This window comes from Pseudomonas sp. MF4836 (genome assembly GCF_002018875.1).
Taxonomy (GTDB): Bacteria; Pseudomonadota; Gammaproteobacteria; order Pseudomonadales; family Pseudomonadaceae; genus Aquipseudomonas.
Window position 1 is genome coordinate 415,554 of sequence record NZ_MVOL01000005.1, and the last position, 23,027, is coordinate 438,580.

Here is a 23,027-nt window from a genome sequence, read left to right on the forward strand (position 1 = left end):
GCGTCCTCAAAACGGGGCCGCAACATTCCCTTACCGGATTGCAGTCACCGGCTGGACCCGCGCACGAGCCGACAACCTCAGCTCCACCCGACGGCCGTTCCAGACCTCCGTACACATATTCCGTTATTGCCTGCGTTCAGCTGCTGCAACAAACGACTTTCTATAGATCAAATGCGGCCAAGTGAGGCCGTGTGAAAAGCCAACCCTTTTGTTTTCACACGGGCATCTGGCCCTCATGCAGGAGACGACACGTCATGCTGAGCTGGGACGAATTCGACAAAGAAGAAGGCGAAGTTGCCGCTAAAGGCGCCAACGCCGGCCACGCTTCTGAAGCCAACATGGACCGCCTCGACAGCGCCGGCGGTGCCGCTGCTCTCGAAGCTCGCGCAGTAACCGCCAACGACTCCGCCGCGATCATTCGCGCCAAGGCCGCCCTCGACAAGCTCGACGTCGCCGAAGGCCTGGCCGAGCTCGAAGGGGCTTCTGCCCGTGTGGCCGTCGACGAAAAGCGCATGATCAACTGCCGCGCCGACCTCAACCAGCTGGTGCCATTCAAATATGACTGGGCCTGGCAGAAGTACCTGGATGGCTGCGCAAACCACTGGATGCCGCAAGAAGTCAACATGACCGCCGACATCGCCCTCTGGAAAGACCCGGAAGGCCTGACCGACGACGAACGCCGCATCGTGATGCGCAACCTGGGCTTCTTCTCCACCGCCGACTCCCTGGTTGCCAACAACCTGGTCCTGGCGGTGTACCGCCTGATCACCAACCCGGAATGCCGCCAGTACATCCTGCGCCAGGCGTTCGAAGAGGCGATCCACACCCACGCCTACCAGTACTGCATCGAATCGCTGGCCATGGACGAAGGCGAAATCTTCAACATGTACCACGAGATCCCATCGGTCGCTAAAAAAGCCGCCTGGGGCCTCAAGTACACCCGTTCGATCTCCGATCCGAAGTTCGAAACCGGCACCGTCGACACCGACAAAGAGCTGCTGCGCAACCTGATCGCCTACTACTGCGTTCTGGAAGGCATCTTCTTCTACTGCGGCTTCACCCAGATCCTGTCCATGGGCCGTCGCAACAAAATGACCGGCGTCGCCGAGCAGTTCCAGTACATCCTGCGCGACGAATCCATGCACCTGAACTTCGGCATCGACGTGATCAACCAGATCAAAATCGAAAACCCGCACCTGTGGGACGCCGAGATGAAGGAAGAAGCCTCGCAAATGATCCTGCAAGGCACCCAGCTGGAAATCGAATACGCTCGCGACACCATGCCGCGCGGCGTACTGGGCATGAACGCGGCGATGATGGAGGACTACCTCAAGTTCATCGCCAACCGTCGCCTGTCGCAGATCGGCCTCAAAGAAGAATACCCAGGCACCACCAACCCGTTCCCATGGATGAGCGAAATCATGGACTTGAAGAAAGAGAAAAACTTCTTCGAGACTCGGGTTATCGAGTATCAGACCGGTGGGGCGTTGAGCTGGGATTGATTCCAGAAGCTCGCCTGAGTTTTCCGATCATCATTTGAATCGGTGAACACCAAAAAGCCCTGACCTGGTCAGGGCTTTTTTATGGGCGGTCGGCTCGGTCGCTGGGCGATTACAGCCCGAAGCCTTAAGCACCTCAGCCCTTCAACACCCCTGCATCATTCGGGCATGTCGGCTCAGGCGTGGTCTCGAACAACTCCTTGGCCCAGCGCTCGGCGGCGGTGTACCAGGCGACGCTGGAGTTGGCGATCTCCTGCTGTGCCTGTTCCGAGCCATTGGCAGCGGCTTTGTGCAGCCAGAGTTTTCGCTGTTTTTGATCCAGGGGGATATCCCCTTGCCCAAAGCCGTAGGCGTAGCTCAGCGCGTACTGCGCGGGGGCATAGTTTTGTTGGGCGGACTGGCACAGCCAATACCCGGCTTTGCGATCGTCGCTGCTGTAACGCGCGTCCCATTCATCGAGTTGCCCATCGGCCGAGGCGAAGGCGTCCTCGACGCCTCGGTCAGCGCTCCAATACAGCTTGCTCAAGGCGAACTGGGCTTCGGCATTGCCTTTTTGGGCTGCCTGTTCGTAAAAGTACATGGCGGTTTTCACGTCCTGCTTGACGCCGGTTCCCTGCAAATGGCTGGCGGCGAGTTCCATGAGCGCCAGGTCCAGGCCGTGTTTGGTGGCAAGCGTCAGGTACTTGATCATTTTCTTCTGGTCGGGCTCGCCGAGCAGGCCGTCGCGGTAAATGATCGCGATCTCGAAGGCCGCGCGGTCGTTGCCCAGCTCCGCAGCCCTGCCGTACCAGCGTATGGCACCGGGATAATTCTGTTGGGTGTAATAGGTGTAACCCAGGTTAAAGGCTGCGGCGACATCGCCTTCGTCGGCCTTTTTGATCAGCGCCATCTCCTGCTCATAGCCCTCGGCAGCCTCGACAGTGAAAGGCAGTGCATCGTCGGCTTGAGCCGCATGCGCGGTCAGGGAAGTAAAGCCGAGCATCACATAGAGCAACCAGCGTGGGCAGCGCGTCATAAGCAACGTCCTTGTAAAGGTGGGTACAACGGCGGATGCGTGATGATCCGGGGTGGACAGAGCCTACTCGCCCTGCTTGTTCGCCAGCAAGGCAGCCGATCCGGTTGATCGGGCACGGCATGCAAAGAATGCGTGCAGCCAACCGGTGCTACCGCTATAAAAGGCGCTATTCGCTCAAGGATCCGGCCCCATGAAATTCGACCTCGCCTACTGCATCAGCCTCGACGACAAGTTGTCGATCTATGACGTGCGCGATCTGAATTTCGACGAGACTCTGGCCTTCGACTCGGCGAAAGAACAGTTCCAGTGCCCCAACGATGCCTGCCGCAGCGCGTTCGAGGCCGGCAACGGCTTGGGTACCTTCAACGCAAAGAACATCAATTACATCCGCACCCCGCACTTCAAGAACCTGCCGGGCACCCTGCATATAGAGGGCTGCCCTTATGGCAGCAGGACGCTGGCTGGCGAACTGGACAGCAGCGAGAACGAGGACGCGCGTGAAGAGCACTTCCCGTCCGAGCTGTTGCTGGCCCGCCGCGAATACCAGCGCAAGCCTGCCGCCCGGACCGAAGCAGTCCACGCCCCTCAGGACATTCCCGCGCCCGCCTCCCGCAGCGATACGCCCTACACCGCTCGAGACACTGCGCCGGATAAAACCAGCGTCTTCGCCCATCCGGTGGAATGCTTTGTGTCGAATATCGACGACAAGGAGCTGCTCAAGCGCATGCCGCTGAAGATCGGCGAGCACAGCGCGTCCTATGCCACGTTTTTCAAGAAGATCGAGTACCTGCAAGACAACAGGGGCTTGATCTACTGGGGCAGGATCAAGGAGATCAAGGACTACAACCTGAGCTTTCGCATCGATTTCGAGCAAAAGGTCTGGCTCAAGAAAGACACCGACGCCAAGAAAAAGCCTTATTCGGTCAATGTCTACCTGAGCAAGAAACTGATCGACAACTACCGCAAGCGCAACGCTTTCCTCGAGGAGATCAAGCACGCCATCGACAGCAAGCGGGAGTTGTATTGCTTCTTTTACGGGGTGACGCCGGAGCTGAAGCAGGTGCCGAGCAAAAAGAGCCCCGATCAGACGTTCGAGGTGTTCAGCGCCAATATCGAGAGCCTCGAGCACTTCATCATTCGTGAAGCCCCGGGGCTCAAGGCGCAGTCAGCCACAGGCTCTTAGTCAGGCAGGTGCAACGGGACCCCGCCCGGGGTCTTTTTGACGATGGAGTACGGCAGGTAACTCCAGCTCGGCCAACGGCAGGCCGAGGCCGCCTGGACGAAATCAGGGTTGAAATACAGGCCCTTGACGGTGAAGTACCAGTTGGCAAATTTCCAGCGCTGCTCATTGTCGTAGTCGCAACCGCCCTGCTCGCCGTTGTCTTTCATCTGCCGCGGGTACAACTCCTGGAAGTAACCCACCAGCCAGCGACCGAAGAGGGTGTTGCGATAGTCGTAGTAGGCGTCAGTGATTTCGGCCGGGTAATGGTCGCGTCCTGGCATGAACTCCTCGTAGTGAATCGGCTCGCCCTCGGCGATCCACATCACGTCCTCCAGGGTCAGGGGTCGGCCCGTGCTGGCATCCAGGTTGATCGGAAACTGATCCTGATTGGGGCTGGCGCCGCCACACATGAACTCATGGCTGACACTGACGCTGATCACCGAGGACGTCAGCAGCATCGGCTTGGCCGTCTGCTCGAAAGAACCCTCGTCACCGCCGGCCAGCAGACAGCCGTGATAGGCCACCACCGCCTGCCACAAGCTGCTCGACAGCTGCAGGTTGATGGCCTTGAGCGCCGGCTGCGGGTAACCGGCCACCACTTCAAACAGGGTCGCGCCGGATTCGGGCTCGCTCCACCATTGCAGGCTGTAGCCCATGAAGTTCTGCTTTTTACCGGGCTTGAGCTTGAGCTCCAGCAAACGCAGGTAATCATAGGGCGCCATGTCGTGCATCAAGGCCAGGTACGGAATCGGCTCGGCCGGCAGTGGCGGGATCCGCGCCGGGCTCAATTCGATCTTGAGGCTCTTGCCATCGGCGCCTTTCCATTCGCCTTGCCAGCCCTTGGCCGAAGGTTCCAGGCGCAAACCGGGGTGGGCGCCGCTGCTGCCCCAGCGACTTTCCTCCAGCACCAGGGCATCGCCCTCGCGCTTGCCCTCAAGGCGCAGGTTCTTGTGGTACTTGCGGTAGAAGTAGCGCCCCTGAACATCCCCCGCCATGTCCTCGAACAGCTCGACGACAATCGGTGCCTGGCCGAGGGTGCCGGTGAATACCTGCTTGCCCTCGCTGGCCCAGACCGGGGCCGTCAGCAACATCGAGTAGAGCGCGAAGCGACAGGTCCGCAGCAGCAGTCCTTTGAACATTGAACGGTCCTTGAAAAACGAGCAGGCGCCCGGCAGATGAAATAAGCGATTCAGGGTAATGGCAACGCCAGGCGACCGGGATGCTGCCTGACAAGGCTGTAGGGCAATACGCTCCACACCGGAGCCCGGCACCCGCCCTCGCTGTGGGAAAAAGCCGGAAGCACATGCAATCCCTCTATTCCCAGGTACCAATTGACGTACACCCAGCGCTCCACATTGCTGTAGTCGCAACCCTCCTGATCGCTTGCTGGAGGGGTCAGGCCCTGGGGGTTAAGGGCCTGAAGCTGGCTGATCAGCCAGGGGGCAAGACGCTGCCGGCGATACTCGGCAAAACCGCTGGAGTCGACATCGGACTCCTCCTCGCCCCAGCCATTCTCATCTCGCACGTAGCGAAATGCCCGGCCCTCACCGAGTCACAACAGGTCCTCCAGGGTCAGTTCCCGGGCGGTGTCCACCTGCAGATTGAATCCGGCCTCGGTTTCGTCCGGGTGCGGCCCGCCGCAATCCCAGCTCCTGGAAATACTGACACTGAGCAACGCCGGGCTCAGCAGTTTGGGGCGAGCTTGCTGCTCGTAAACCGCTGCCTCGCCGCCATTGAGCCGGCACTCGTGGTATTGCTCCACGTCGCGCCACAGACGCGTCATCAGTTGCTGATTGATCCGTGTGCGCTGCTCAGTTGGGTAACCTTCAACCACTTCGAACAGGCTGACGTTGGACTGCGGTTCGCGCCACCACTGCAGGGTGTAGCCCATGAACACCTGTTTCTTGCCCGGTTGCAGGGTCAGGCCCTGCAGCCGCAGGTATTCATAAGGCGCACCGGTGTAGAGCGTGGCCAGGTACGGCAAAGCATCACTGGGCAGGGGCGGCAGCTGGGCCAGGCTCACATCGACCTCGAGTTGCTTGCCCTCGGGGCTTTGCCACTGCCCCCGCAAGCCGCTGGCAGTCTCGCGCAAGCGCAGGTGTGGCAGCTCCTTGCCATCCCCGCCCCGGTCATCGCCTTCGACCAGGCTGATGAGTTGCCCGTCGCGGTGGCCATTGAGCACCAGGTCCAGGTGGTACTTCTGGTAGAAGTAACGGCCGTTCACCTCGTTGTCATTGGAGCTATCAAGCATCAGGACAATCGGCATCTTGCCCAGGGTGCCGCGGTAGACCCGGGGGCCTTCGTCCGCCCACAGCGAACTGCACAGCCCAAAACACAACACGGCGGCCAGTGACAGCTGGCGCAAGAGGCCCTTGAGCATTGGATGATCCTTGAATAAAGAGGCCGCAGGCCACGGTGCGATGGGATCAGGGCCGGGCATACAGGCTTGGCTCCGGCAGCTTCAGCCCGGCCTTGCCCGGATACTGCTGCAACACCGGGTACGGCAGCACCGACCAGACCACACCACCACACCATTGCAGTTTTTCCGGGTAGACCGGCGACAGGTACAGGCCCTGGGGCGTGAAGTACCAGGCCGGGTTCCGCCAGTGGCTGGGGTTATTGAAATCACAGACTCGATCGGCCTCTTCCGGGGCCAGCATGGGTTGCGGATACAGGCTCTGCAACTGTGCCACCAGCCAGGGCGCAAACACCTGGCTACGGTAATCGTCGAAGGCCTTGGCCTGCGTTTCTGGCAAGTGCCCGTCAGCTTGGCGCCGCCGGTCACCCACATTCATCGCCGGACCCTGGCCCACCCACAACACGTCTTCCAGAAACAGCGGCTGAGCGCTGTGGGCGTCGAGGTTGACCGGCTGCTCGCCCTCGTCGGGGGTTTCGTCGCCACAACGCCGGGCGATGTAAAAGCTGGCGCTGACGATCTCCGGGGTCAGCAACGTGACCGAAGTACTGGCCTGGTGATAACTGTCATCAGCGCCGACCTTGGCCAGGCAGGTGAAATGCGCCGCCACTTCGGACCACAGGCGCTGGCGCAGGTGCTGGTTGATCCGCTCGCGCTCCTCGGGCGTATAGCCTGAAAGCACTTCGAACATTTTTATTTTCGAGGTCGGCTCGGTCCACCATTGCAGGCTGTAACCCATGTACTCCACCGGCTCACCGGCCGTTAGCTGCAGCCATTGCAAACGCAGAAAATCGTAGGGCGATGCCTGGTAGGTCTCGGTGAACACCGGCTGTGCCTCGGCCTGTGGCGGGTCGACCCGAGCGGGATCGAGGGTCAGCAGGGTCTGCCGTCCTTCAGCGCTCATCCACTGGCCCTGCCAGCGACCATCGGGGATTTTTTTTAGGCGCATCCGCGCAGAGGGCGTGTAGCGATCCTCGGCGTGCTCCTCGAGCAGCAACTGGTCGGCTTCGAGCGTGCCGGCAAAGCGCTGATCATGCAGGGCGTTTTTTGCAAAGTAGCGACCACTGACCTTGGCCGGGTTGCTCAGGTCCAGTTGCAGCACGATCGGGGTGCTGTCCAGGGTCCCGGTATACAACCCGTCCACCGGCCGCGCCTGCCGAGATGGCCACAACCCAATCACCACCAACAATGCCAGCAGCGCCATGGCAACCCAGAGTGCGCGCCAACCGAAGCGTCCTTTGTACATTCAGCCTTCCTTGAACAGGGGGGTGACAGGAACGAGACCTGCCTGCCTGATAACGGCGCTGAAGTATGGCGAGGTTGGCCGGCAGAATCGACTGCTGGCGCGTTAAAGATTCAAGCGTCGGGCCAGCGGATTCATTGCCAGCACATGCTCAACAGCACCAGCAGCAACAGGCCGATATACACCCGCGCATGCAGGCGATCGGCGATCCGCCCGATCCACGGCGACGCCAGGCGAATACCCAACAACGAGCCGAGGGTCAGCACCGTGAACGCCAGCAGGTCGACATAGCCGATAAACCAGGGGCCCAGGTCGAAATCGCTGAACCCGGCCAGCACCAGGTAAGTCAGGGTACCGGCCAGGGCCACCGGCACACTCAGCGGGTTGGCCATGGAGGTGGCCTGGGTCATGCTCAGCCCGCAACGACGCAACAGGGGCACGGTCATGACGCTGCCGCCCACGCCGAGAAAGGTTGCAATGACACCGATCCCCAGGCCGCTGCCGGCCGTCCGCGCCGGCCCCAGGAGGCGCGGCGTGGCGTTGGCTGAGGGTTGTAGACAGCCGCGACGCAGCACGCAGTCGGCGATGGTCAAACCCAGGTAGGCGATAAAGGCGTAGCGAATCACCTCGCCATCCACCCAGCTCGCGGCCAGCGCACCGAACACCGCGCCAAGCCCGATATAGCCACCCAGGGGCCACACATACTCGCGGAGCAGGTTGCCGGCGCGCCGGTGTTTGAAGGTGGCGAGCAGCGCGTTGACGATCATTACGCAGGTCGATGTGGCCACCGCCACCTGCATCGCCGACTGGCTGATCGCGCTGTCGCTGCCATGACTGGCCAGCAGCAGGCGATAGAGCAAGGGCACCACCACAAAGCCGCCGCCAAACCCGAACAGCACCGCGGTGACACCGCTCAGGCAGCCAAAAAGTGCGAGGAGTAAATAGAGCATCGAACACCGTCCATCAGCAGAAAGAACGCGAACGATAGAGCGCAGACCCTTGGCTTGCTTGCGTAAGCCAGCCAATACTATTCGCGTTTACGCCAACTGCCGGACGGTGCCTGGATGCGCAATATTTCGATCAACCAACTGGACCACACGCCGCGCCCGGTGGTGGCGATTGGCACCGACTACCCCGACGGCTATCTGCTGGCGCGCCACAGTCATCGCCGTGCCCAATTGCTGTATGGCGCCACCGGGGTCATGCAGGTCAGCACCCGCCACGGCAACTGGGTGGTGCCGCCGCAGCGCGCGGTGTGGATCGCGCCGCAGGTCGAACATGAGGTGCTGATGCTCGGGGTGAGCACCCGCAGCCTGTACATCGAACCGGCACGCGCACCGTTGCTGGGCAGCGAGTGCCAGGTGATCAGTGTCTCGCCCTTGATGCGCCAACTGCTGCTGGAGGCGGTCGAGATGCCACTGGAGTACCAGCAAGACGGCCGTGATGGGGTACTGGTCAGCCTGCTGCTGCATGAGCAGGCGCGCACTACCCGCCTGCCGCTGCATATCCCCCTGCCGGCCGACGCTCGCCTGCTGGAGTTGTGCCGCTCGTTCCTGCAGCGCCCCAATGCCCATCAGTCGCCGGAACGCTGGGCCGAGCAATTGCACATCAGCCTGCGGACCTTCAATCGCCTGTTTCGCCAACAGACCGACATGAACTTCGGCCAATGGCGACAGCGCGCCTGCGTGGTCCTGGCCCTGGCACGCCTGGCCGCCGGGGAGCCGGTGACGCGGATCGCGATGGATTTCGGCTACGACAGCCCGGCGGCATTCTCGACCATGTTCCGCCGCGTACTGGGGCAAGCCCCCTCGACCTATCTGAACCACCCGCTTTAGAGCCCCGGGAAAAGCCTTGTCACGAACCGCCGGGCCCCAGGCTGAAAATGAGTTTGATTCGGGCGCCAAACAACTGTACAAATAAACAGTACTTTAGCGAACCACCTGTCATCCTCCCGGAGAAAACCATGGCTTCCCTCGCGATGAAAATCACCCTGGAACGTATCGCGCTCTATCAATTCACCCCGGAACACTGCACCCAGGCCCGCGACTTGCTGGGCTGGGACATGGAGCAATTGGCTCAAGCATCCGGCGTCTCGGTACAGGCCATCCAGCGCTTCGAAGCTGGCTTCGAATTGCGCGACGTAACCCGCCTGGCCCTGGCGTTTTGCCTCGAGGCCGAGGGCCTGGTGTTCTTCCCCGGTTTCTCGCCCGGCCGTGGCATGAATATCCGCGGCGCCACCCCCAACCCCAAGGAACGGTCTGACTACGCCATGATTGAGTGATCCAGCCACGCATTCAGCGGGCCTGGGGCAACTGCGGCAGCACTTGCCGCATGCCCCTGCGGCAAGTGCTGATTGACGGGCGTTACAGGCTGTTGAGGGGCGCCGGGGCCGCGATACTTTCCACGTCCAGCCACCAGGGCGTACCGCGCTGGGGCTGCTCCAGGTTGAAGGCCTGGCCCATTTGCGGCGTGGTGATGGCGATGCTGCGCTCCCAGGCCAACTCTAGGATGCGGTCGAAAGGCTCATACCAGGCGTGCATCGACAAATCGAACGTTCCGTTATGAATGGGCAGCAGCCAACGACCCTTGAGGTCGATATGGGCTTGCAACGTCTGCTCCGGTTGCATGTGCACATGGGGCCAGTCGACGTTGTAGGCGCCGGTTTCCATCAGGGTCAGGTCAAAGGGGCCGTACTGCTGGCCGATGCGCTTGAAACCATCGAAGTAACCGGTGTCGCCACTGAAAAAGATCCGTGTAGCGCCGTCGAGCATGACCCACGAAGCCCACAGCGTGCTGTTGCCGTCGAACAGCCCGCGTCCGGAAAAGTGCTGCGAAGGGGTCGCGACAAAGCGGATGCCGGCCACTTCGGTGCCCTGCCACCAATCCAACTGGCGCACCTTGTCGGCGGGCACTCCCCATTTGATCAGGGTGTCGCCCACTCCCAGTGGCGTCAGGAAGCAGCGGGTTTTATCCGCCAGCTTGAGTACGGTCTGATGATCCAGATGATCGTAATGGTCATGGGACAGAATCACCGCCTCGAGCGCCGGCAACTCTTCAAGGCTGATGGGCGGCTGATGAAAACGTTTCGGCCCGGCCCATTGCACCGGCGATGCGCGCTCGGCAAATACCGGATCGGTGATCCAGAACTTGTCACGCAGTTTTAACAGGACGGTCGAATGCCCCAGGCGAAACACACTGTGATTGGGCGCAGCCAGCAACTGCTCGCGGCTCAATGGTTGTACCGGGATAGCTCCGGCCGGACGGGTATTACGCGGTTTATGAAAAAGCATGTTCCAGAAAATCCGCAACGTCTTGCGCAAGCCTTCACGCTGTACCGGAGCGTGATTGCGATAGGCGCCTTGTTCCTGGCGCGAGGTTTCAAGGCGATTAGCGCCGTTGGCGCGGGAAGAAAGAGTGGCCATGACCAAGTGACTCCAAGGAACGCGGCGTGGTTCCGATGATGCTCTGCGGGATGAAATGGCCAATGCACGCACGCGTCAGCCGACAATCATTGTTCTGCGCTTTCTCCAGACAATAACTACACTGCACAGTGTAGTTTCTAGATTGCAACAACACGCAGAAGAAGTAAACTGCCCGGTGCAATTTCCCCCCATCAGCCTTGAACCTCACTTATGACAGCTCCAACGCGCCTCACCGACCGAAAACGCGAAGCCATCATCCAGGCGGCGATCAGCGAATTCCGCGCCAGCGGTTTCGAAATCACCAGCATGGACAAGATCGCCGCGACGGCCGGTGTTTCCAAGCGCACGGTGTACAACCACTTCCCGAGCAAGGAAGAGTTGTTTGCCGAAATCCTGCATAAGTTGTGGACCAGCATCTGCGCCGAATCAGACACCGTCTACCGCCAGGATCGGCCTCTGCGCGAGCAACTCCAGGAGCTGCTGCAGGCCAAGATGCACATGCTCGCCGACGACAACTTCCTCGATCTGGCGCGCGTGGCGATAGCCGCCACCATCCACTCCCCCGAGCGTGCGCAAAACATGGTCGCGCGCCTGGGGGAGCGTGAGGAAGGACTGACCAAGTGGATCCGTGCGGCGCTCGATGATGGCCGACTCAAACCCCTGGCCCCGGAGTTCGCCGCCCACCAGATCCACGGGTTGCTCAAGGCCTTTGCCTTCTGGCCTCAAGTCTCCCAGGGCCAGCCTGCCCTGCCGCCCACGGAGCAGGTAGCGGTCATCGAGTCGGCATTGGATATGTTTCTGGCGTGCTACCAGCTCTGAGCCCGAGCGGCACCTTCTGCCATATAGCCCCACGGATTCGCCGCCCCGCTGCTTGAACACCGCCCAGATAGGGGGTTCCGCAATGAAATGGCTTCGAAGGACACTGATTATTCTGCGTGGAATAAATGACAATATTCACCGCGCTTATCCGATAAACGGTTCGATCGGATAAACACTCGAGTGATTCAGAGCAATTCGGTGCAGGGAAAAATGGAAAACCAACGCGGCAAAGGGCTGTCATTTGCCAAAAGAATCTATATGCCAAGAATTGTCGGCCTGGGGATCGGCTGCCTTAGCGTATACGCCGCGCTCTACCCACTGCCGATGCCCAACTGGGTCTGGGTGCTGCTGATCTTCAATGGCTTCGTCTGGCCGCACATCGCCTACCAGCTGTCGACCCGTTCAAGCTTTCCCTACCAGGCCGAGCGCCGCAATCTGCTGTACGACTCGGTACTGGGCGGCTTCTGGGCCGCCACCATGCAGTTCAACCCTCTACCGACGGTGACCATTCTCGCGATGATGGCGATGAACAATGTCGCAGCGGGCGGCAAACGCCTGCTGATCCGCGGTGCGCTGGCCCAACTGGGTGGAGTACTGATTTCCTGGATGCTGTTCGGCCCGGGGTTCGTCAACCACGCCAGTACTGCGCAAATCTACGCGTGCCTGCCGATGCTGACCCTCTACCCCCTGGCCGTGGGCATGGTGTGCTACCGATTGGCAATCAAGTTGTCCGAGCACAAGCGCGCCTTGAGCGCCCTGAGCCGGATCGACAGCCTTACCGGCCTGCTCAATCACGGCTCCTGGAAAGACCTGCTGCACATCAAGTTCCACAAATGTCGACAACAGCAGGCTCAGGCAACGATTGCCCTGATTGATGTCGATCACTTCAAGAGCATCAATGACAGTTATGGCCACATCGTCGGCGACGCCGTGCTGCGCCAGTTGAGCAGTGATCTGCGGCGCAATCTGAGAGAGAACGATCTGGCCGGGCGCTACGGCGGCGATGAGTTCTGCGTGATTCTGCCGAGCCGCTCACTGCATCAGGCCGCTGAAGTGATGGAACGGCTGCGTGAGGTGTTCAGCAACTACCGCCACAGCGAAGTGCCGCAATTGCGGGTCAGCCTGAGCATTGGCCTGGCAGCGTTCCATCCCCGGTTCGACGATGCCGCCACCTGGCTCAACGAGGCCGACAAGGCGTTGTACCGAGCCAAAAATACCGGCCGCAACAAAATCGCCAGCGCCGAACCCACCCAGGATTACCCCGTGGCCAAACTGGCCTGAGCCCTGCCGCCCGTCAAAAACTTGTACAAAAAGGCCGTTTTGTATTTATTTGTACAAGTTTATTTGGATTTCTCCTGGCGCTAGCCAGCATAATGATGTCATCGCGTAGACCCCAAACTGTCGCCGCCATGGATCGCGTACTGTCACCTGGTGCTCCTAAATTGCCTGGCAGGTGCGTCGTCTTATACAAATGGCGAAAACCCGAGGAAAAACCGCGGCCGTGCATCACATCCATCCTTGCTTTATGTCAGTCATGGAACGCTGATATCAGCAGACAATGCCGAGGCACCCGAGGCTTCGGTATGCAGGCGAACTTGAACAGGGACCGACTTCCCCGTTTTTCCCACTGAGCACCCGCGACCATGCTATTCAAACGCCATAACCAGACCATCCAGAACCTGCAGCAAACCGTCGCCCAACAAGCCAGCATGCTCGACGCCATCGAGCGCTCGATGGCGGTGGTGGAATTCGACATTGACGGCAATGTGCTGCGCGCCAATGACAACTTTCTCCAGACCATGGGCTACCGCGAGCAACAGGTGATCGGCCAGCCCCATCGCCTGTTCTGTACCGAGGCATTTACCCGCAGCAATCAGTACCGCGAGCTCTGGAGCCGCCTGAAAAATGGCCAGTTCGAGTCCGGAACCTTCGAACGTCTCGACAGCAAGGGCCGTTCGGTCTGGCTGGAGGCCAGCTACAACCCGATCCGCGACGCTTCGGGCGCAGTGGTGAAGGTGGTCAAATACGCTCTCGACGTGACGATCAGGATCCAGCAGGAAACCGACGCCAAGGGCAAACTGGACGCCATCGACCGGGCGATGGCGGTGATCGAATTCGATCTCTCGGGCAACATCCTCAGTGCCAACCAGAACTTCCTCAATCGCCTCGGCTACAGCCTGGCCGAGCTCAAGGGCAAGCACCACCGGATTTTCTGCCCGGCAGAACTGGTCAACAGCAGCGCCTACCAGGACTTCTGGCGCCGGCTCAATCTGGGCGAGTTGTTCAGCGGTCAGTTCGAACGCGTCGACAAGCGCGGACAGACCCTGTGGCTGGAGGCCAACTACAACCCGGTGTATGACGCCAGCGGGCGTCTGTGCAAAGTGGTGAAATTCGCCTCCGACGTCACGGCCATGGTGCAGCAGCACGAACGGGACGCGCAAAGTGCCACCCAGGCCTACCACATCTCGGTTGCCACCCGGAAAGTCGCCGAACAGGGCACCGAAGTGATCCAGCAGGCCGCCAGTGAAATGCGCCATATCGCCGAGAACATCGAGGGCTCGTCCAGTCTGATTGCCCAACTCGGCGAGCGCTCCGAGCAAATCACCGCCATCGTCAACACCATCCGCGCGATTGCCGACCAGACCAACCTGCTGGCGCTCAACGCGGCCATCGAAGCGGCACGCGCCGGGGAACAAGGCCGAGGATTTGCCGTGGTGGCTGATGAGGTCCGGCAATTGGCCGCCCGCACCAGTGGCTCGACCGCGGAAATTTCCGCGATGATCGACGTGATCCAGAACGAGACCCAGCAAGCCATCAAAAGCATGCAAGGCACCCGGGACCGAGCCTCCAAGGGCGTCGGCCTGGCCGACCAGGCAGGCACGGTGATCCTGCAGATTCGTGATGGCACCAGCGAAGCAGTGCAAGCGGTGAGCATGTTCGCCAGCGAGCGCAAGGCGCTCTAATTCGCGCCGGCCCGATGCCATCCAAGGCATCGGGCAATGCCTGACAGGGCTATAGTCGCCCAACGTCCCAGTGCATTGCAGAGAACCCCATGAGCCCGAAAAAACCTGAAGCCGCCAGCCCTACCGCCCCCCTCGACCACCTGCGCTTTCACCGTCCTCACGCTCATCTCACCAGTACCTTCGGCAACGATACCTTTGCCCTGAAGGCCGAGGCCTTTGCGCGTTTTTTCGGTACCCCGACCTTTCTCGGGGCCCAGACCCTGATCGTACTGGTGTGGATCGGCCTCAACCTGGCCGGCGTGACCACCTTCGACGTCTACCCGTTTATCCTGCTTAACCTCGCGTTCAGCCTGCAGTCTGCCTACGCCGCGCCGCTGATCCTGCTGGCGCAAACCCGCCAGGCGGCACGCGATAAGGCCCAGGCCGACGCCGATGCCCAACACCGCGAGGCCATCGCGGTGGCCAACGCCGACCGCCAGGCCCAGGCCGCGCAAAACACCGCACAGTTGCTTGAGCTACTGGAGCAGAACACTCAGTTGACGCAGATGACCAAGCAGTTGACCGAACGCATCGAAAGCCTGACCACGGAAATGCACCAGCACTTTGTGCGCAAGGAACCGCCACAGGCCTGAGGCGTCAAGGCAGGCGCACGCCCCGCGCCAACTCATCAAACAAGGTCACCACTGAGCGCAATGCGCGGCAATCCGGCCGGGTCAGCAGCCACAAGGCGGTATCGCAGCCACTCAAGGCCTCGCTCAAGGGCTGCAAACCGGAGCCCTCGCCCAGCAGGAAGTCCGGCAACACCGCCACCCCCAACCCGGCGCGAGCCAGTTCGCTGACCGACAACATGCTGTTGCAGCGATAGGCAGGCCGCACCCCGGGCCACTGTTGGCGGCGCCAGGCCACCGTCGGGTGATCAGGGAGAAAATCGTCCGGAGCGATCCAGGTCAGCCGCTCCAGATCCACACTTGCCAGCGTTTTCAGATAGGCGTCGCTGGCGCAGACCCGATAAGACACCGCCCCCAGTCGCCGCCCCACCAGGTGCTCGGGCGGCGTGCGGGTCAGGCGCAAGGCGATGTCGGCATCGCGACGGCTGAGGTTGGCGAAATCATTGGAGGTGCACAGCTCGACCGCGAGCGCCGGGTAGGCCGGCATGAAGCGCGCCAGGGCCGGTAGTAGTAACCCCTGCAATACCGAGTCGGTACAGGTCAGGCGTACCGTGCCGCTGATGACTTCACCGCCCTGCTCGACACCGACCCGCGCCGCTTCCAGTGCCTGCTCGGCGCGCTCGGCCTGCTGCGCCAGGGCCTGGGCCAGGCTGGTGGGCAGGTAGCCGGCGCGGCTCTTGTCGAACAGCTGCTGACCCAGGGCCGCCTCCAAGCGGCGTACGGCGCGAAACACGGTCGACACATCGACCTTGAGCAGCGCCGAGGCTCGGGCCAGCGAGCCACCCCGGACCAGGGCAAGGATCAGGGCGAGATCGGGGTAGTCCAGTTGATAGTGCGTGGCTGCATTGAACACTTGGGTAAACGCCAATATTGATTGCGTGGACGCCAATCTATAGTGGCGTCCAGCAATCAACAAGCCTTGGCCCCACCGGAGTTCGAGCATGCCCGTTACCACGCCCCAGCCCCCCGTCCGCATTGCCCTGATCGGCGACTACGACCCGCAGATTACCGCCCACCAAGCCATCCCCAAGGCCCTGGAACTGTCCGCCGCCAGCCTTGACCTGAAGGTCGAGGCGCAGTGGCTGGCCACTGAACAGATAGATGCAGGCACGCCGCTGGAGCGTTTCGATGGTTTCTGGTGCGTACCGGGCAGCCCCTATCGCAGCTACGAGGGTGCGATGCGGGCGATTCGCTTTGCCCGCGAACAACAACGCCCCTTCCTCGGCACCTGTGCCGGCTTTCAACATGCCTTGCTGGAGTACGCACGTCATGCCCTGGGCTGGAGCGATGCCGAGCACGGCGAGATTGCGCCACAGGCCGAGCGCGCCGTGCTCTCGCCGTTGAGCTGTGCCCTGGTCGAGGTCCGCGGCACCGTTTATTTGCAGGAAGGCAGCCAGATCGCCCAGGTCTACTCAACCCTGAAGATCGAGGAGGGGTATCACTGCCGCTACGGACTCAACCCGCAATTGGCCCCCCTGCTGCTGAGCCAGGGCCTGCATGCGGTGGGCCATGACGCGGCGGGCGATCTGCGGGCGGTGGAGCTTGCAGGCCATCCGTTCTTTATCGGCACCCTGTTCCAGCCGGAACGCGCCGCCCTGGCCGGCAGCGTTGCGCCTCTGGTCAGTGCCCTGCTCAACGCCTGCCGGGGGCCGCGCCAATGATCGGACAAACACCCGCCCCGCCCTACTACGCGGTGATTTTCAGCTCCCAGCGCCGCGAGTTCGACGCCGACTACGAGATCGCTGCCACACGCATGCTCGAATTGGCGCAACAGCAGCCCGGGTTTCTCGGCGTGGAATCGGCCCGCGGCGAGGATGGCTTTGGCATCACCGTGTCGTACTGGGCCAGCGAGGCGGCGATCCTGGCCTGGAAACAACATGCCGAACACAGCGCCACCCGCGAGCGCGGGCGCCGCGACTGGTACGCGTCGTTCGACACCCGGGTGTGCAAGGTCGAGCGCGCTTATGGGTTCGAACGCTGAGGCAGGTCCGGCTCAGCCGTGGGCGTGCTTGACCAGGCTGCGCACCGCTGAAATCTCCGGCATGTCGTCGCGGCGCATGTACACCCGCAGGGGTTCGGTGATGTTGATCCGGTCATCGATGTTCTGGTCCAGCAGCAGTTGGATCAGCTCGCGGCTGAGGGTCATGGCCGGGCCGCTGCCCAGGGCCCAGACGAATTCACAGGTGGGGATGATGGCGTCGTCCGCAACGTCCATGCCGAAGGAGTCTTCGCTGAAACGCACGATGTAGCGGCCGGTCTTGCGATTGAAGCCGACAAAGCCCTTGAGCTGGTCGGCAGCCTGACAGATAAGCTCGGAAGTGATGCGCATGGTAAACCTCACTGAGGGTCCCGCAGGACTCGTGGTCGATGGTTTACACGCCGGGCAAGAAAAAGAATGTTCGAGGTTTCCCTCTGACGGGGAAACTGCAGGGCCCAAGAGTACTGCAAAGCGCTGCACAAACGTGTGGAAAAAAAGTCGCAGGGGGGTAATGCCGATCAGTTAAGCGATAGAGCGAGCACAAAATAACCTGTGGCGAGTACAGCGATCGTCCTTAACTGACTGGCATTAGTCGCAGGGGGCGCTTTTATGTCGCTGCCGCGATAGCACTGGCGCGCCGCAGTTGTTAAAAGAGAGGCCTCTGCCAATGCCCTCACGAAAGGACTTCGAGCATGCCGGTCACCTTCACCCACAGCGCCCTGTTATTGAGCCTGCTGCTTGGCTTCGGCCAGACCCAGGCTGCCAGCGAGCGGGAGCCCGCCGCACTGGCCGCCAGCAATGGCATTCCTTACCCGGCGGTGATCGCCCACCGGGGGGCTTCGTTCGATGCGCCGGAGTCCACGGCGGCGTCTTACCGGCTTGCCCGCGACCTGGGCGCCGACTACCTGGAGATGGACCTGCAGCGCAGCCAGGACGGCGTGCTGTTTGCCCTGCATGACAACAACCTGCAACGCACCACCGACGTCGCCAGCAAATTTCCCGAACGCAAGGACAGCCCGGCCAACCAGTTCACCATGGCCGAACTGAAAACCCTGGATGCCGGCAGCTGGTTCAACCAGGCCTACCCGGACCGAGCGCGCCCCGCCTACGTCGGGCTGAAGATCCTGACCCTGGATGAAATCATCGACATCGCCCAGGGCAACCCGCAACACAAACCCGGGCTGTACATCGAGACCAAGGAGCCCAGGCAGTTTCCCGGCATCGAACGCGACCTCCGGGAAAAACTCCAGGACCGCGGCTGGCTGAGCCCGGCCGGTTCGAAACTGGCCAAAAGCGAACTGGCGGTCGGCCAGGGCAAAGGCAAGGTGGTGTTGCAGACCTTCGATAAACACAGCCTGGAGCTGCTGCAAAAAGAGATGCCACGGGTGCCGAAGATCCTGTTGCTGTGGGTCGGTGCCGGCAGCATCGAAGCGCAATCCCGGCAGACCTTTGCCGAGAGCGGCGAAAAAACCAAGGCTGCCTTCTACGCCAAACAGCACCCCAAGGACGAGGCCGAATTCAAGCGCTGGGTCGACTACGCCAAGGCCCAGGGCGCCATCGGCACCGGCCCCTCGACCCAGCTCAGTGACCTGGGCGACCAGAGTTACTCCGACCTGGTACAGCCCTGGATGAACCAGTACACCCATGACCAGGGCCTGCTGGTGCACGCCTACACCGTCGATGAACCGGTGGACTTCAAGCAGGTGCTGGATGCCGGCGTCGATGGCATCTTCACCAACCGCACGAGCGAGTTGCTCAAGTACGTCAAGCGCCCGGCTGGCGCCAGCATCGCGCAACTGCTCGAAGCCAACGGTTACTGAGCATGGGCAGCGGGCGGCGGCTGCCGGCAGCCGAGTGGACCGGACAACTGTGGCTCGGCCGTGACTATGGCTTGATCCACGGTGAGCTGGGGCGTACCACGCCCCACGCCCATTACGCTCATCAGTTGCTCCTGGCCGTGGAACAGCCACTCACCATCAGCCTTGACGGCGCCCTGCACACCGGGCGCCAGCTGTTTGTTCCGGCGATGCGCAGCCACGCGATCATCGAGGCACCGGGCGTGGTGCTCACGGTCTATGCCGAACCCTTGCTGATCGATGCCCAGGCGCTGCAAGACGCCGTGCGCAATGCCGAACTGTCGCTGCCCGGACTGGACCAGGCCTTGCGCCAGTGCCCGCGCCAGGCGATCCAGGATCCGCGCATCGAACGGGCGCTGGCGGCGCTTGACGCGGCCCTGGTCGGCAAGGTGCCGGCGGCGTCACTGGCGGCCCATGCCCATCTTTCCCTGAGTCAGCTGGAGCGGCTGTTTGCCAGCCAGGTCGGGTTGCCGGTACGGCGCCTGGTGCTGTGGCGCCGGCTGCGCCTGGCCATGGCTCTGGTACTGGCTGGCAAGTCGGTGACCGACGCCGCCCATGGCGCCGGTTTTGCCGACTCGGCGCACTTCTCACGGACCCTCAAGGCGCTGTTCGGCGTGACCGCACGCCAGGCCCTGCAAGGCATTGAGCTGCGCCTGCTGGAATGACTCAACGGCGCAACGGCGGCGGCACCTGCGGCTCGCGACTCAGGGTCGGCGCCTGGAAGGGGTCGAGCAACTGCGGCCAGTAATCCACCGGAAAATCCGGGCGGCTGCCGATGCCCAGGTCGCCGTCGCGAATCGGGTATTCATGGCTGTAAAACGCCGTGCCCAGCAGCCAGTCCCACAGGTTGAAGAACAAACCGAAATTCACATCCCCGGCGCGGCCGTACTTCATATGGTGCAGGCGGTGCATCGGCGCCCAGGCGAACACCCAGCGCAACGGCCCCAGGCGCATGTCGACATTGGAGTGCTGCAACAACAGCTGGATGGCGATGGCAAAAGCCAGCAACTGCGCCACCTGCAACGGCAGGCCCAGCGCCAGCAACGGCAACAGCCCGGCCGTTGCTTCGACCAACTGGTGCAACGGGTGCTTCATCAAGCCATTGAAGCCATACAAGCGCTGCACGCTGTGATGCACCGCATGCAGGCGCCAGAGCAGCGGCAGGCGATGGCTGGCGTAATGGGCCAGGGTGATTCCGCAATCGGCCACCACAATGGCCAGCAGCACCTGGGACCACAACGGCCAGGCCTGAGGCCACAGGCCGTCATGGCCGAGCAGCGCCACCAGCCCCGGCACCAGCAGCAGGCCCAGGGCGTTCAGGCTTTCATTGACCAACGCATGCAGCACATCGCGCAGGCGGTCCTGACGCGGGCGGTTCCAGCAGGGCTCATAGGGCAGCCACCACTCGGCCATGAACGACACCCCCAGCGCACCGACAAACAACAGCGCCAGCCAACCCGGTGCAACCCCGCCCTCTCCCACCAGCCACACCCCGGCCCCGATAAAGCCAAACCAGAACAACGGTGCATAGATACTGCCCATCAAGCCTTTCATAAGGTTCTCCCGTGATCGAGCCCGCAGCATGCAAGCCGGCGCCGTCACGGAATTGAACAAACGGCGCAAAGGTTGCGCCAAATTAAGGGTGAGTTAAGTTCGAGCGGCTAACCTGAGGCCACTTAAACAGTTCACTTCAAGGAATACACAGATGAAAACGTTGACTGCCCTGTTCGCCGCTACCGCCCTGACCCTGACCGCTGGCCTGGCCCAGGCTGACGTTCGCCCCGACCTGATTCCGGGGCTGCTCAAGGCTGGCACCATCATGGACCTGGAAAAACTCAACCAGACCGCCCTGGCCCAACACCCCGGCACCACCGCCGCCAATATCACCGACACCGAACTGGAACACTCCGCCGCAGCCGGCTACGTGTACCAGGTGGAACTGCGCGATGCCAAAGGCGTGAAATGGGAAATCGACCTGGACGCCAAGAGCGGCAAGGTCCTGAGCAATAAGCAAGACCAATAAGGCAACCGACATAAAGGCCGCGCGTCCTCAGGGACGCGCGGCTTTTTTGTGGCGCGCCGCTGGCAAACCGGCGCCATAAACAAATCCGCCGGGGGCCCAAGGAAATTGCCACCCACCCGCGTCAGCTCGCTAGAATCACACCCAGGTTCGGCGGCGCATAAGGTGTCGCGCCTTTTGTGCAGAGAATGAAATGGGGCAGACAGCAGCCGACATCGCCACCATCGGCCGGATCAGCGCAGTGCCGGCGATGTTGCAGGTGATTCGTGAAATGACCGGCTTGCGCTTTGCCGCGGTGGCCCGGGTCACCGATACCTCGTGGCACGCCTGCGCAGTCCTGGATGACCTGGAGTTCGGCCTCAAGGTCGGCGGCGAACTGGACCTGGTCACCACCCTGTGCCACGAAATCCGCTCGGCCCACGTCTCGGTCGTGATCGACAAGGCCAGCGAAGACCCGCACTACCATAATCACCACACCCCACGCCTGTACCGCTTCGAAAGCTATATCTCGGTCCCGGTGTTTCGCACCGACGGCAGCTTCTTCGGCACCATCTGCGCCCTCGACCCGAGCCCGGCGGCACTCAAGGCCAGCGCCATCCAGAGCACCATGGAGTCGTTCGCGCGCCTGCTGTCGCTGCAGATCGAGGCCGAAGAAAGCCAGCAACAGACCGAAGCCGCGCTGCAGCAGGAGCGCCAGACCGCCGAGCTGCGCGAGCAATTCATTGCCGTGCTGGGCCATGACCTGCGCAACCCGCTGTTTGCGATCAATGTCGGTGCCGAACGCCTGCTGCGCAAACACCCGAACCCGGCCACCGACCCGATCGTGCAGCACATTCTCAACTGTGGACGGCGCGCCGCACAGTTGGTCGAAGACGTGCTGGACTTCGCCCGGGGACGCCTGGGGCCCGGCATCACACTGAACATCGCGTCCAGCCAGGATCTGGAGCAAACCCTGCATCACGTGGTGGCGGAAGTGCAGAGCGTGCACCCGGAGCGCCTCATCCAGTGTGTGATCGGCGATTTGCAGGGCATCTACTGCGACCGCGACCGGGTCGCGCAACTGCTCTCCAACCTGGTGGCCAATGCCATCACCCACGGCGCGCCCGAAGGCCCGGTGCAGGTCAGGGCCGAAGTGCGTGAGGGCGTGTTTATGCTGGCGGTGCAGAACCCGGGGCAGATTCCCCCGGCTATCCTGCCCTACCTGTTCCAGCCGTACTCGCGCCCGGCCAGCGACACGCCGCAAGCCGGACTGGGCCTGGGGTTGTACATCGCCGACCAGATCGCCCGCTCCCACGGCGGGCGCATGGACCTGGCCTCAAGCGCCGAGCACGGCACGCTCTTCACCTTCAGCCTGCCCCTGGCGCCTGAAACTCGGGCCTGAAACCCGGGCCTGATCTCAGGCCGTGGTGTCGACCAGCGAGCCGGACGAACTGCTGCTCGAATCCTGCAAGGCTTGCAGCAGTGCGGCGGTGGCGGTCTGCAGCGAGCCGCTGGTGGAGGCGATCTGCGATTGCGCGGCAGCCACCGCGGCGGCCTTGGCATCCTTGCTGTCCTGACTGGCCTGGGCGGCCTGCAGCTGCTGTTGCTGCTCCTGCAACTCTTTCTGCAATTGCGCAATCTGCTTGCGCAGCGCCTTGACCGCATCCGACTCGTCGCTGCTGCTGGAACTGCCGCCGGACGCCGCAGCCCCCGACGCACCGGCCGCCTTGCTGCTGTCGCCGGAGGCAGCACTGGCCGAGGCAACCCCGGTCCCGGAGCTGCTGGCCTCATCGCTGGCGCTGGTCGCCAGCTTGCGGGTGGTGACCTGGGGTTGGGTAATGGAAACGGAGCTGATACTGACCATGGGCATGGGCCTCGTGAGTTGGGGTTTGCCCTACCATCGACGCCAGCCCGGCCAACTTGAGAG

Annotated in this window: 25 protein-coding genes; 14 read left to right on the top strand and 11 right to left on the bottom strand. The window is 62.1% G+C overall.

The annotated features are described in order from the left end of the window. Positions 1–254 precede the first annotated feature (254 nt). Positions 255–1,502, top strand: a complete 1,248-nt coding sequence (locus MF4836_RS14600; protein ID WP_020295692.1) for a ribonucleotide-diphosphate reductase subunit beta — start codon at positions 255–257, stop codon at positions 1,500–1,502. A gap of 133 nt (positions 1,503–1,635) precedes the next feature. Here the strand turns inward: MF4836_RS14600 and MF4836_RS14605 are convergent, their stop codons facing one another. Continuing rightward, positions 1,636–2,481, bottom strand: a complete 846-nt coding sequence (locus MF4836_RS14605; protein WP_238596150.1) for a tetratricopeptide repeat protein — start codon at positions 2,479–2,481, stop codon at positions 1,636–1,638. Positions 2,482–2,704: 223 nt separating this feature from the next. Between MF4836_RS14605 and MF4836_RS14610 the strand changes: the two genes are divergently transcribed. Then, complete coding sequence (locus MF4836_RS14610; RefSeq protein ID WP_078470863.1) at positions 2,705–3,697, top strand: hypothetical protein; 993 nt, start codon at positions 2,705–2,707, stop codon at positions 3,695–3,697. Here MF4836_RS14610 and MF4836_RS14615 read toward each other — a convergent pair. The 5 genes from MF4836_RS14615 to MF4836_RS14630 all read right to left on the bottom strand — a co-directional run bounded on the left by MF4836_RS14615 (position 3,694) and on the right by MF4836_RS14630 (position 8,345). Further along, positions 3,694–4,875 carry a hypothetical protein gene (locus MF4836_RS14615; RefSeq protein ID WP_078470864.1) on the bottom strand — a complete coding sequence of 394 codons (1,182 nt, stop codon included), beginning with the start codon at positions 4,873–4,875 and terminating at the stop codon, positions 3,694–3,696. The two genes, MF4836_RS14610 and MF4836_RS14615, sit on opposite strands and share 4 nt — an antisense overlap. Positions 4,876–4,925: 50 nt before the next feature. Continuing rightward, on the bottom strand, positions 4,926–5,261 hold the full coding sequence (locus tag MF4836_RS35020; RefSeq protein ID WP_153050237.1) for a hypothetical protein: 336 nt from the start codon (positions 5,259–5,261) through the stop codon (positions 4,926–4,928). A 27-nt stretch (positions 5,262–5,288) separates the two neighbouring features. Next, positions 5,289–6,116 carry a hypothetical protein gene (locus MF4836_RS14620; RefSeq protein WP_078470865.1) on the bottom strand — a complete coding sequence of 276 codons (828 nt, stop codon included), beginning with the start codon at positions 6,114–6,116 and terminating at the stop codon, positions 5,289–5,291. A 46-nt stretch (positions 6,117–6,162) separates the two neighbouring features. Then, a complete protein-coding gene (locus MF4836_RS14625; RefSeq protein ID WP_078470866.1) occupies positions 6,163–7,398 on the bottom strand; it encodes a hypothetical protein in 1,236 nt (411 codons plus the stop codon). Between the two features lie 131 nt (positions 7,399–7,529). Next, a complete protein-coding gene (locus MF4836_RS14630; protein ID WP_078470867.1) occupies positions 7,530–8,345 on the bottom strand; it encodes a sulfite exporter TauE/SafE family protein in 816 nt (271 codons plus the stop codon). 114 nt (positions 8,346–8,459) lie between these two features. Between MF4836_RS14630 and MF4836_RS14635 the strand changes: the two genes are divergently transcribed. Together MF4836_RS14635 and MF4836_RS14640 are read left to right on the top strand one after the other, a co-directional pair. Further along, complete coding sequence (locus MF4836_RS14635; RefSeq protein ID WP_078470868.1) at positions 8,460–9,230, top strand: AraC family transcriptional regulator; 771 nt, start codon at positions 8,460–8,462, stop codon at positions 9,228–9,230. Between the two features lie 128 nt (positions 9,231–9,358). Next, positions 9,359–9,676, top strand: a complete 318-nt coding sequence (locus MF4836_RS14640) for a helix-turn-helix domain-containing protein (RefSeq protein ID WP_020295700.1) — start codon at positions 9,359–9,361, stop codon at positions 9,674–9,676. A gap of 82 nt (positions 9,677–9,758) precedes the next feature. Here the strand turns inward: MF4836_RS14640 and MF4836_RS14645 are convergent, their stop codons facing one another. Next, the gene (locus MF4836_RS14645; protein ID WP_078470869.1) at positions 9,759–10,817 is read right to left on the bottom strand and encodes an MBL fold metallo-hydrolase; all 1,059 of its coding nucleotides are present in this window, start codon (positions 10,815–10,817) and stop codon (positions 9,759–9,761) included. A 210-nt stretch (positions 10,818–11,027) separates the two neighbouring features. On the opposite strand from MF4836_RS14645, the gene MF4836_RS14650 reads away from it, so the two are divergent. From MF4836_RS14650 to MF4836_RS14665, 4 genes are all read left to right on the top strand, one after another. Next, positions 11,028–11,636: a TetR/AcrR family transcriptional regulator gene (locus MF4836_RS14650; protein ID WP_078470870.1), complete on the top strand. Its 609-nt coding sequence runs from the start codon at positions 11,028–11,030 to the stop codon at positions 11,634–11,636. 210 nt (positions 11,637–11,846) lie between these two features. Continuing rightward, on the top strand, positions 11,847–12,917 hold the full coding sequence (locus MF4836_RS14655) for a diguanylate cyclase (protein WP_078470871.1): 1,071 nt from the start codon (positions 11,847–11,849) through the stop codon (positions 12,915–12,917). 362 nt (positions 12,918–13,279) lie between these two features. Then, positions 13,280–14,599, top strand: a complete 1,320-nt coding sequence (locus tag MF4836_RS14660) for a methyl-accepting chemotaxis protein (RefSeq protein WP_078470872.1) — start codon at positions 13,280–13,282, stop codon at positions 14,597–14,599. A gap of 89 nt (positions 14,600–14,688) precedes the next feature. Continuing rightward, entirely contained in the window at positions 14,689–15,231 is a 543-nt protein-coding gene (locus MF4836_RS14665) for a DUF1003 domain-containing protein (protein WP_078470873.1), read from the top strand. Between the two features lie 4 nt (positions 15,232–15,235). Here MF4836_RS14665 and MF4836_RS14670 read toward each other — a convergent pair whose 3' ends face one another. Further along, positions 15,236–16,183, bottom strand: a complete 948-nt coding sequence (locus tag MF4836_RS14670; RefSeq protein ID WP_078470943.1) for a LysR family transcriptional regulator — start codon at positions 16,181–16,183, stop codon at positions 15,236–15,238. Positions 16,184–16,208: 25 nt separating this feature from the next. Between MF4836_RS14670 and MF4836_RS14675 the strand changes: the two genes are divergently transcribed. Further along, complete coding sequence (locus MF4836_RS14675; protein WP_078470874.1) at positions 16,209–16,928, top strand: CTP synthase C-terminal region-related (seleno)protein; 720 nt, start codon at positions 16,209–16,211, stop codon at positions 16,926–16,928. Further along, positions 16,925–17,248, top strand: a complete 324-nt coding sequence (locus MF4836_RS14680; protein ID WP_078470875.1) for an antibiotic biosynthesis monooxygenase family protein — start codon at positions 16,925–16,927, stop codon at positions 17,246–17,248. Before MF4836_RS14675 ends, MF4836_RS14680 begins: the two co-directional genes overlap by 4 nt. A 12-nt stretch (positions 17,249–17,260) precedes the next feature. Here MF4836_RS14680 and MF4836_RS14685 read toward each other — a convergent pair whose 3' ends face one another. After that, positions 17,261–17,596 carry a DUF2025 family protein gene (locus MF4836_RS14685; protein WP_078470876.1) on the bottom strand — a complete coding sequence of 112 codons (336 nt, stop codon included), beginning with the start codon at positions 17,594–17,596 and terminating at the stop codon, positions 17,261–17,263. A 341-nt stretch (positions 17,597–17,937) separates the two neighbouring features. On the opposite strand from MF4836_RS14685, the gene MF4836_RS14690 reads away from it, so the two are divergent. Both MF4836_RS14690 and MF4836_RS14695 read left to right on the top strand, forming a co-directional pair. Continuing rightward, on the top strand, positions 17,938–19,065 hold the full coding sequence (locus MF4836_RS14690; RefSeq protein WP_078470877.1) for a glycerophosphodiester phosphodiesterase: 1,128 nt from the start codon (positions 17,938–17,940) through the stop codon (positions 19,063–19,065). 2 nt (positions 19,066–19,067) lie between these two features. Next, positions 19,068–19,766: a helix-turn-helix domain-containing protein gene (locus tag MF4836_RS14695; RefSeq protein WP_078470878.1), complete on the top strand. Its 699-nt coding sequence runs from the start codon at positions 19,068–19,070 to the stop codon at positions 19,764–19,766. A 1-nt stretch (position 19,767) separates the two neighbouring features. Here the strand turns inward: MF4836_RS14695 and MF4836_RS14700 are convergent, their stop codons facing one another. Beyond that, positions 19,768–20,655 carry a sterol desaturase family protein gene (locus MF4836_RS14700; protein ID WP_078470879.1) on the bottom strand — a complete coding sequence of 296 codons (888 nt, stop codon included), beginning with the start codon at positions 20,653–20,655 and terminating at the stop codon, positions 19,768–19,770. 151 nt (positions 20,656–20,806) lie between these two features. Between MF4836_RS14700 and MF4836_RS14705 the strand changes: the two genes are divergently transcribed. Then, positions 20,807–21,124 carry a PepSY domain-containing protein gene (locus MF4836_RS14705; protein WP_078470880.1) on the top strand — a complete coding sequence of 106 codons (318 nt, stop codon included), beginning with the start codon at positions 20,807–20,809 and terminating at the stop codon, positions 21,122–21,124. Positions 21,125–21,314: 190 nt separating this feature from the next. Then, on the top strand, positions 21,315–22,502 hold the full coding sequence (locus MF4836_RS14710; protein ID WP_078470881.1) for a GAF domain-containing sensor histidine kinase: 1,188 nt from the start codon (positions 21,315–21,317) through the stop codon (positions 22,500–22,502). 15 nt (positions 22,503–22,517) lie between these two features. Here the strand turns inward: MF4836_RS14710 and MF4836_RS14715 are convergent, their stop codons facing one another. After that, positions 22,518–22,964 carry a hypothetical protein gene (locus tag MF4836_RS14715; protein WP_078470882.1) on the bottom strand — a complete coding sequence of 149 codons (447 nt, stop codon included), beginning with the start codon at positions 22,962–22,964 and terminating at the stop codon, positions 22,518–22,520. Between the last annotated feature and the right edge of the window lie 63 nt (positions 22,965–23,027).

What these genes read in the sequence shown, in the direction of transcription:
- MF4836_RS14690 (WP_078470877.1), top strand. Translation starts at nt 17,938, where the DNA reads ATGCCGGTCACCTTCACCCACAGCGCCCTGTTATTGAGCCTGCTGCTT.
- MF4836_RS14640 (WP_020295700.1), top strand. Translation starts at nt 9,359, where the DNA reads ATGGCTTCCCTCGCGATGAAAATCACCCTGGAACGTATCGCGCTCTAT.
- MF4836_RS14615 (WP_078470864.1), bottom strand. Translation starts at nt 4,875, where the DNA reads ATGTTCAAAGGACTGCTGCTGCGGACCTGTCGCTTCGCGCTCTACTCG.
- MF4836_RS14650 (WP_078470870.1), top strand. Translation starts at nt 11,028, where the DNA reads ATGACAGCTCCAACGCGCCTCACCGACCGAAAACGCGAAGCCATCATC.
- MF4836_RS14700 (WP_078470879.1), bottom strand. Translation starts at nt 20,655, where the DNA reads ATGAAAGGCTTGATGGGCAGTATCTATGCACCGTTGTTCTGGTTTGGC.
- MF4836_RS14630 (WP_078470867.1), bottom strand. Translation starts at nt 8,345, where the DNA reads ATGCTCTATTTACTCCTCGCACTTTTTGGCTGCCTGAGCGGTGTCACC.
- MF4836_RS14625 (WP_078470866.1), bottom strand. Translation starts at nt 7,398, where the DNA reads ATGTACAAAGGACGCTTCGGTTGGCGCGCACTCTGGGTTGCCATGGCG.
- MF4836_RS14605 (WP_238596150.1), bottom strand. Translation starts at nt 2,481, where the DNA reads ATGCTCGGCTTTACTTCCCTGACCGCGCATGCGGCTCAAGCCGACGAT.
- MF4836_RS14705 (WP_078470880.1), top strand. Translation starts at nt 20,807, where the DNA reads ATGAAAACGTTGACTGCCCTGTTCGCCGCTACCGCCCTGACCCTGACC.
- MF4836_RS14680 (WP_078470875.1), top strand. Translation starts at nt 16,925, where the DNA reads ATGATCGGACAAACACCCGCCCCGCCCTACTACGCGGTGATTTTCAGC.
- MF4836_RS14695 (WP_078470878.1), top strand. Translation starts at nt 19,068, where the DNA reads ATGGGCAGCGGGCGGCGGCTGCCGGCAGCCGAGTGGACCGGACAACTG.
- MF4836_RS14665 (WP_078470873.1), top strand. Translation starts at nt 14,689, where the DNA reads ATGAGCCCGAAAAAACCTGAAGCCGCCAGCCCTACCGCCCCCCTCGAC.
- MF4836_RS14675 (WP_078470874.1), top strand. Translation starts at nt 16,209, where the DNA reads ATGCCCGTTACCACGCCCCAGCCCCCCGTCCGCATTGCCCTGATCGGC.
- MF4836_RS14600 (WP_020295692.1), top strand. Translation starts at nt 255, where the DNA reads ATGCTGAGCTGGGACGAATTCGACAAAGAAGAAGGCGAAGTTGCCGCT.
- MF4836_RS14610 (WP_078470863.1), top strand. Translation starts at nt 2,705, where the DNA reads ATGAAATTCGACCTCGCCTACTGCATCAGCCTCGACGACAAGTTGTCG.
- MF4836_RS14645 (WP_078470869.1), bottom strand. Translation starts at nt 10,817, where the DNA reads ATGGCCACTCTTTCTTCCCGCGCCAACGGCGCTAATCGCCTTGAAACC.
- MF4836_RS14660 (WP_078470872.1), top strand. Translation starts at nt 13,280, where the DNA reads ATGCTATTCAAACGCCATAACCAGACCATCCAGAACCTGCAGCAAACC.
- MF4836_RS14710 (WP_078470881.1), top strand. Translation starts at nt 21,315, where the DNA reads ATGGGGCAGACAGCAGCCGACATCGCCACCATCGGCCGGATCAGCGCA.
- MF4836_RS14655 (WP_078470871.1), top strand. Translation starts at nt 11,847, where the DNA reads ATGGAAAACCAACGCGGCAAAGGGCTGTCATTTGCCAAAAGAATCTAT.
- MF4836_RS14715 (WP_078470882.1), bottom strand. Translation starts at nt 22,964, where the DNA reads ATGGTCAGTATCAGCTCCGTTTCCATTACCCAACCCCAGGTCACCACC.
- MF4836_RS14620 (WP_078470865.1), bottom strand. Translation starts at nt 6,116, where the DNA reads ATGCTCAAGGGCCTCTTGCGCCAGCTGTCACTGGCCGCCGTGTTGTGT.
- MF4836_RS14635 (WP_078470868.1), top strand. Translation starts at nt 8,460, where the DNA reads ATGCGCAATATTTCGATCAACCAACTGGACCACACGCCGCGCCCGGTG.
- MF4836_RS14685 (WP_078470876.1), bottom strand. Translation starts at nt 17,596, where the DNA reads ATGCGCATCACTTCCGAGCTTATCTGTCAGGCTGCCGACCAGCTCAAG.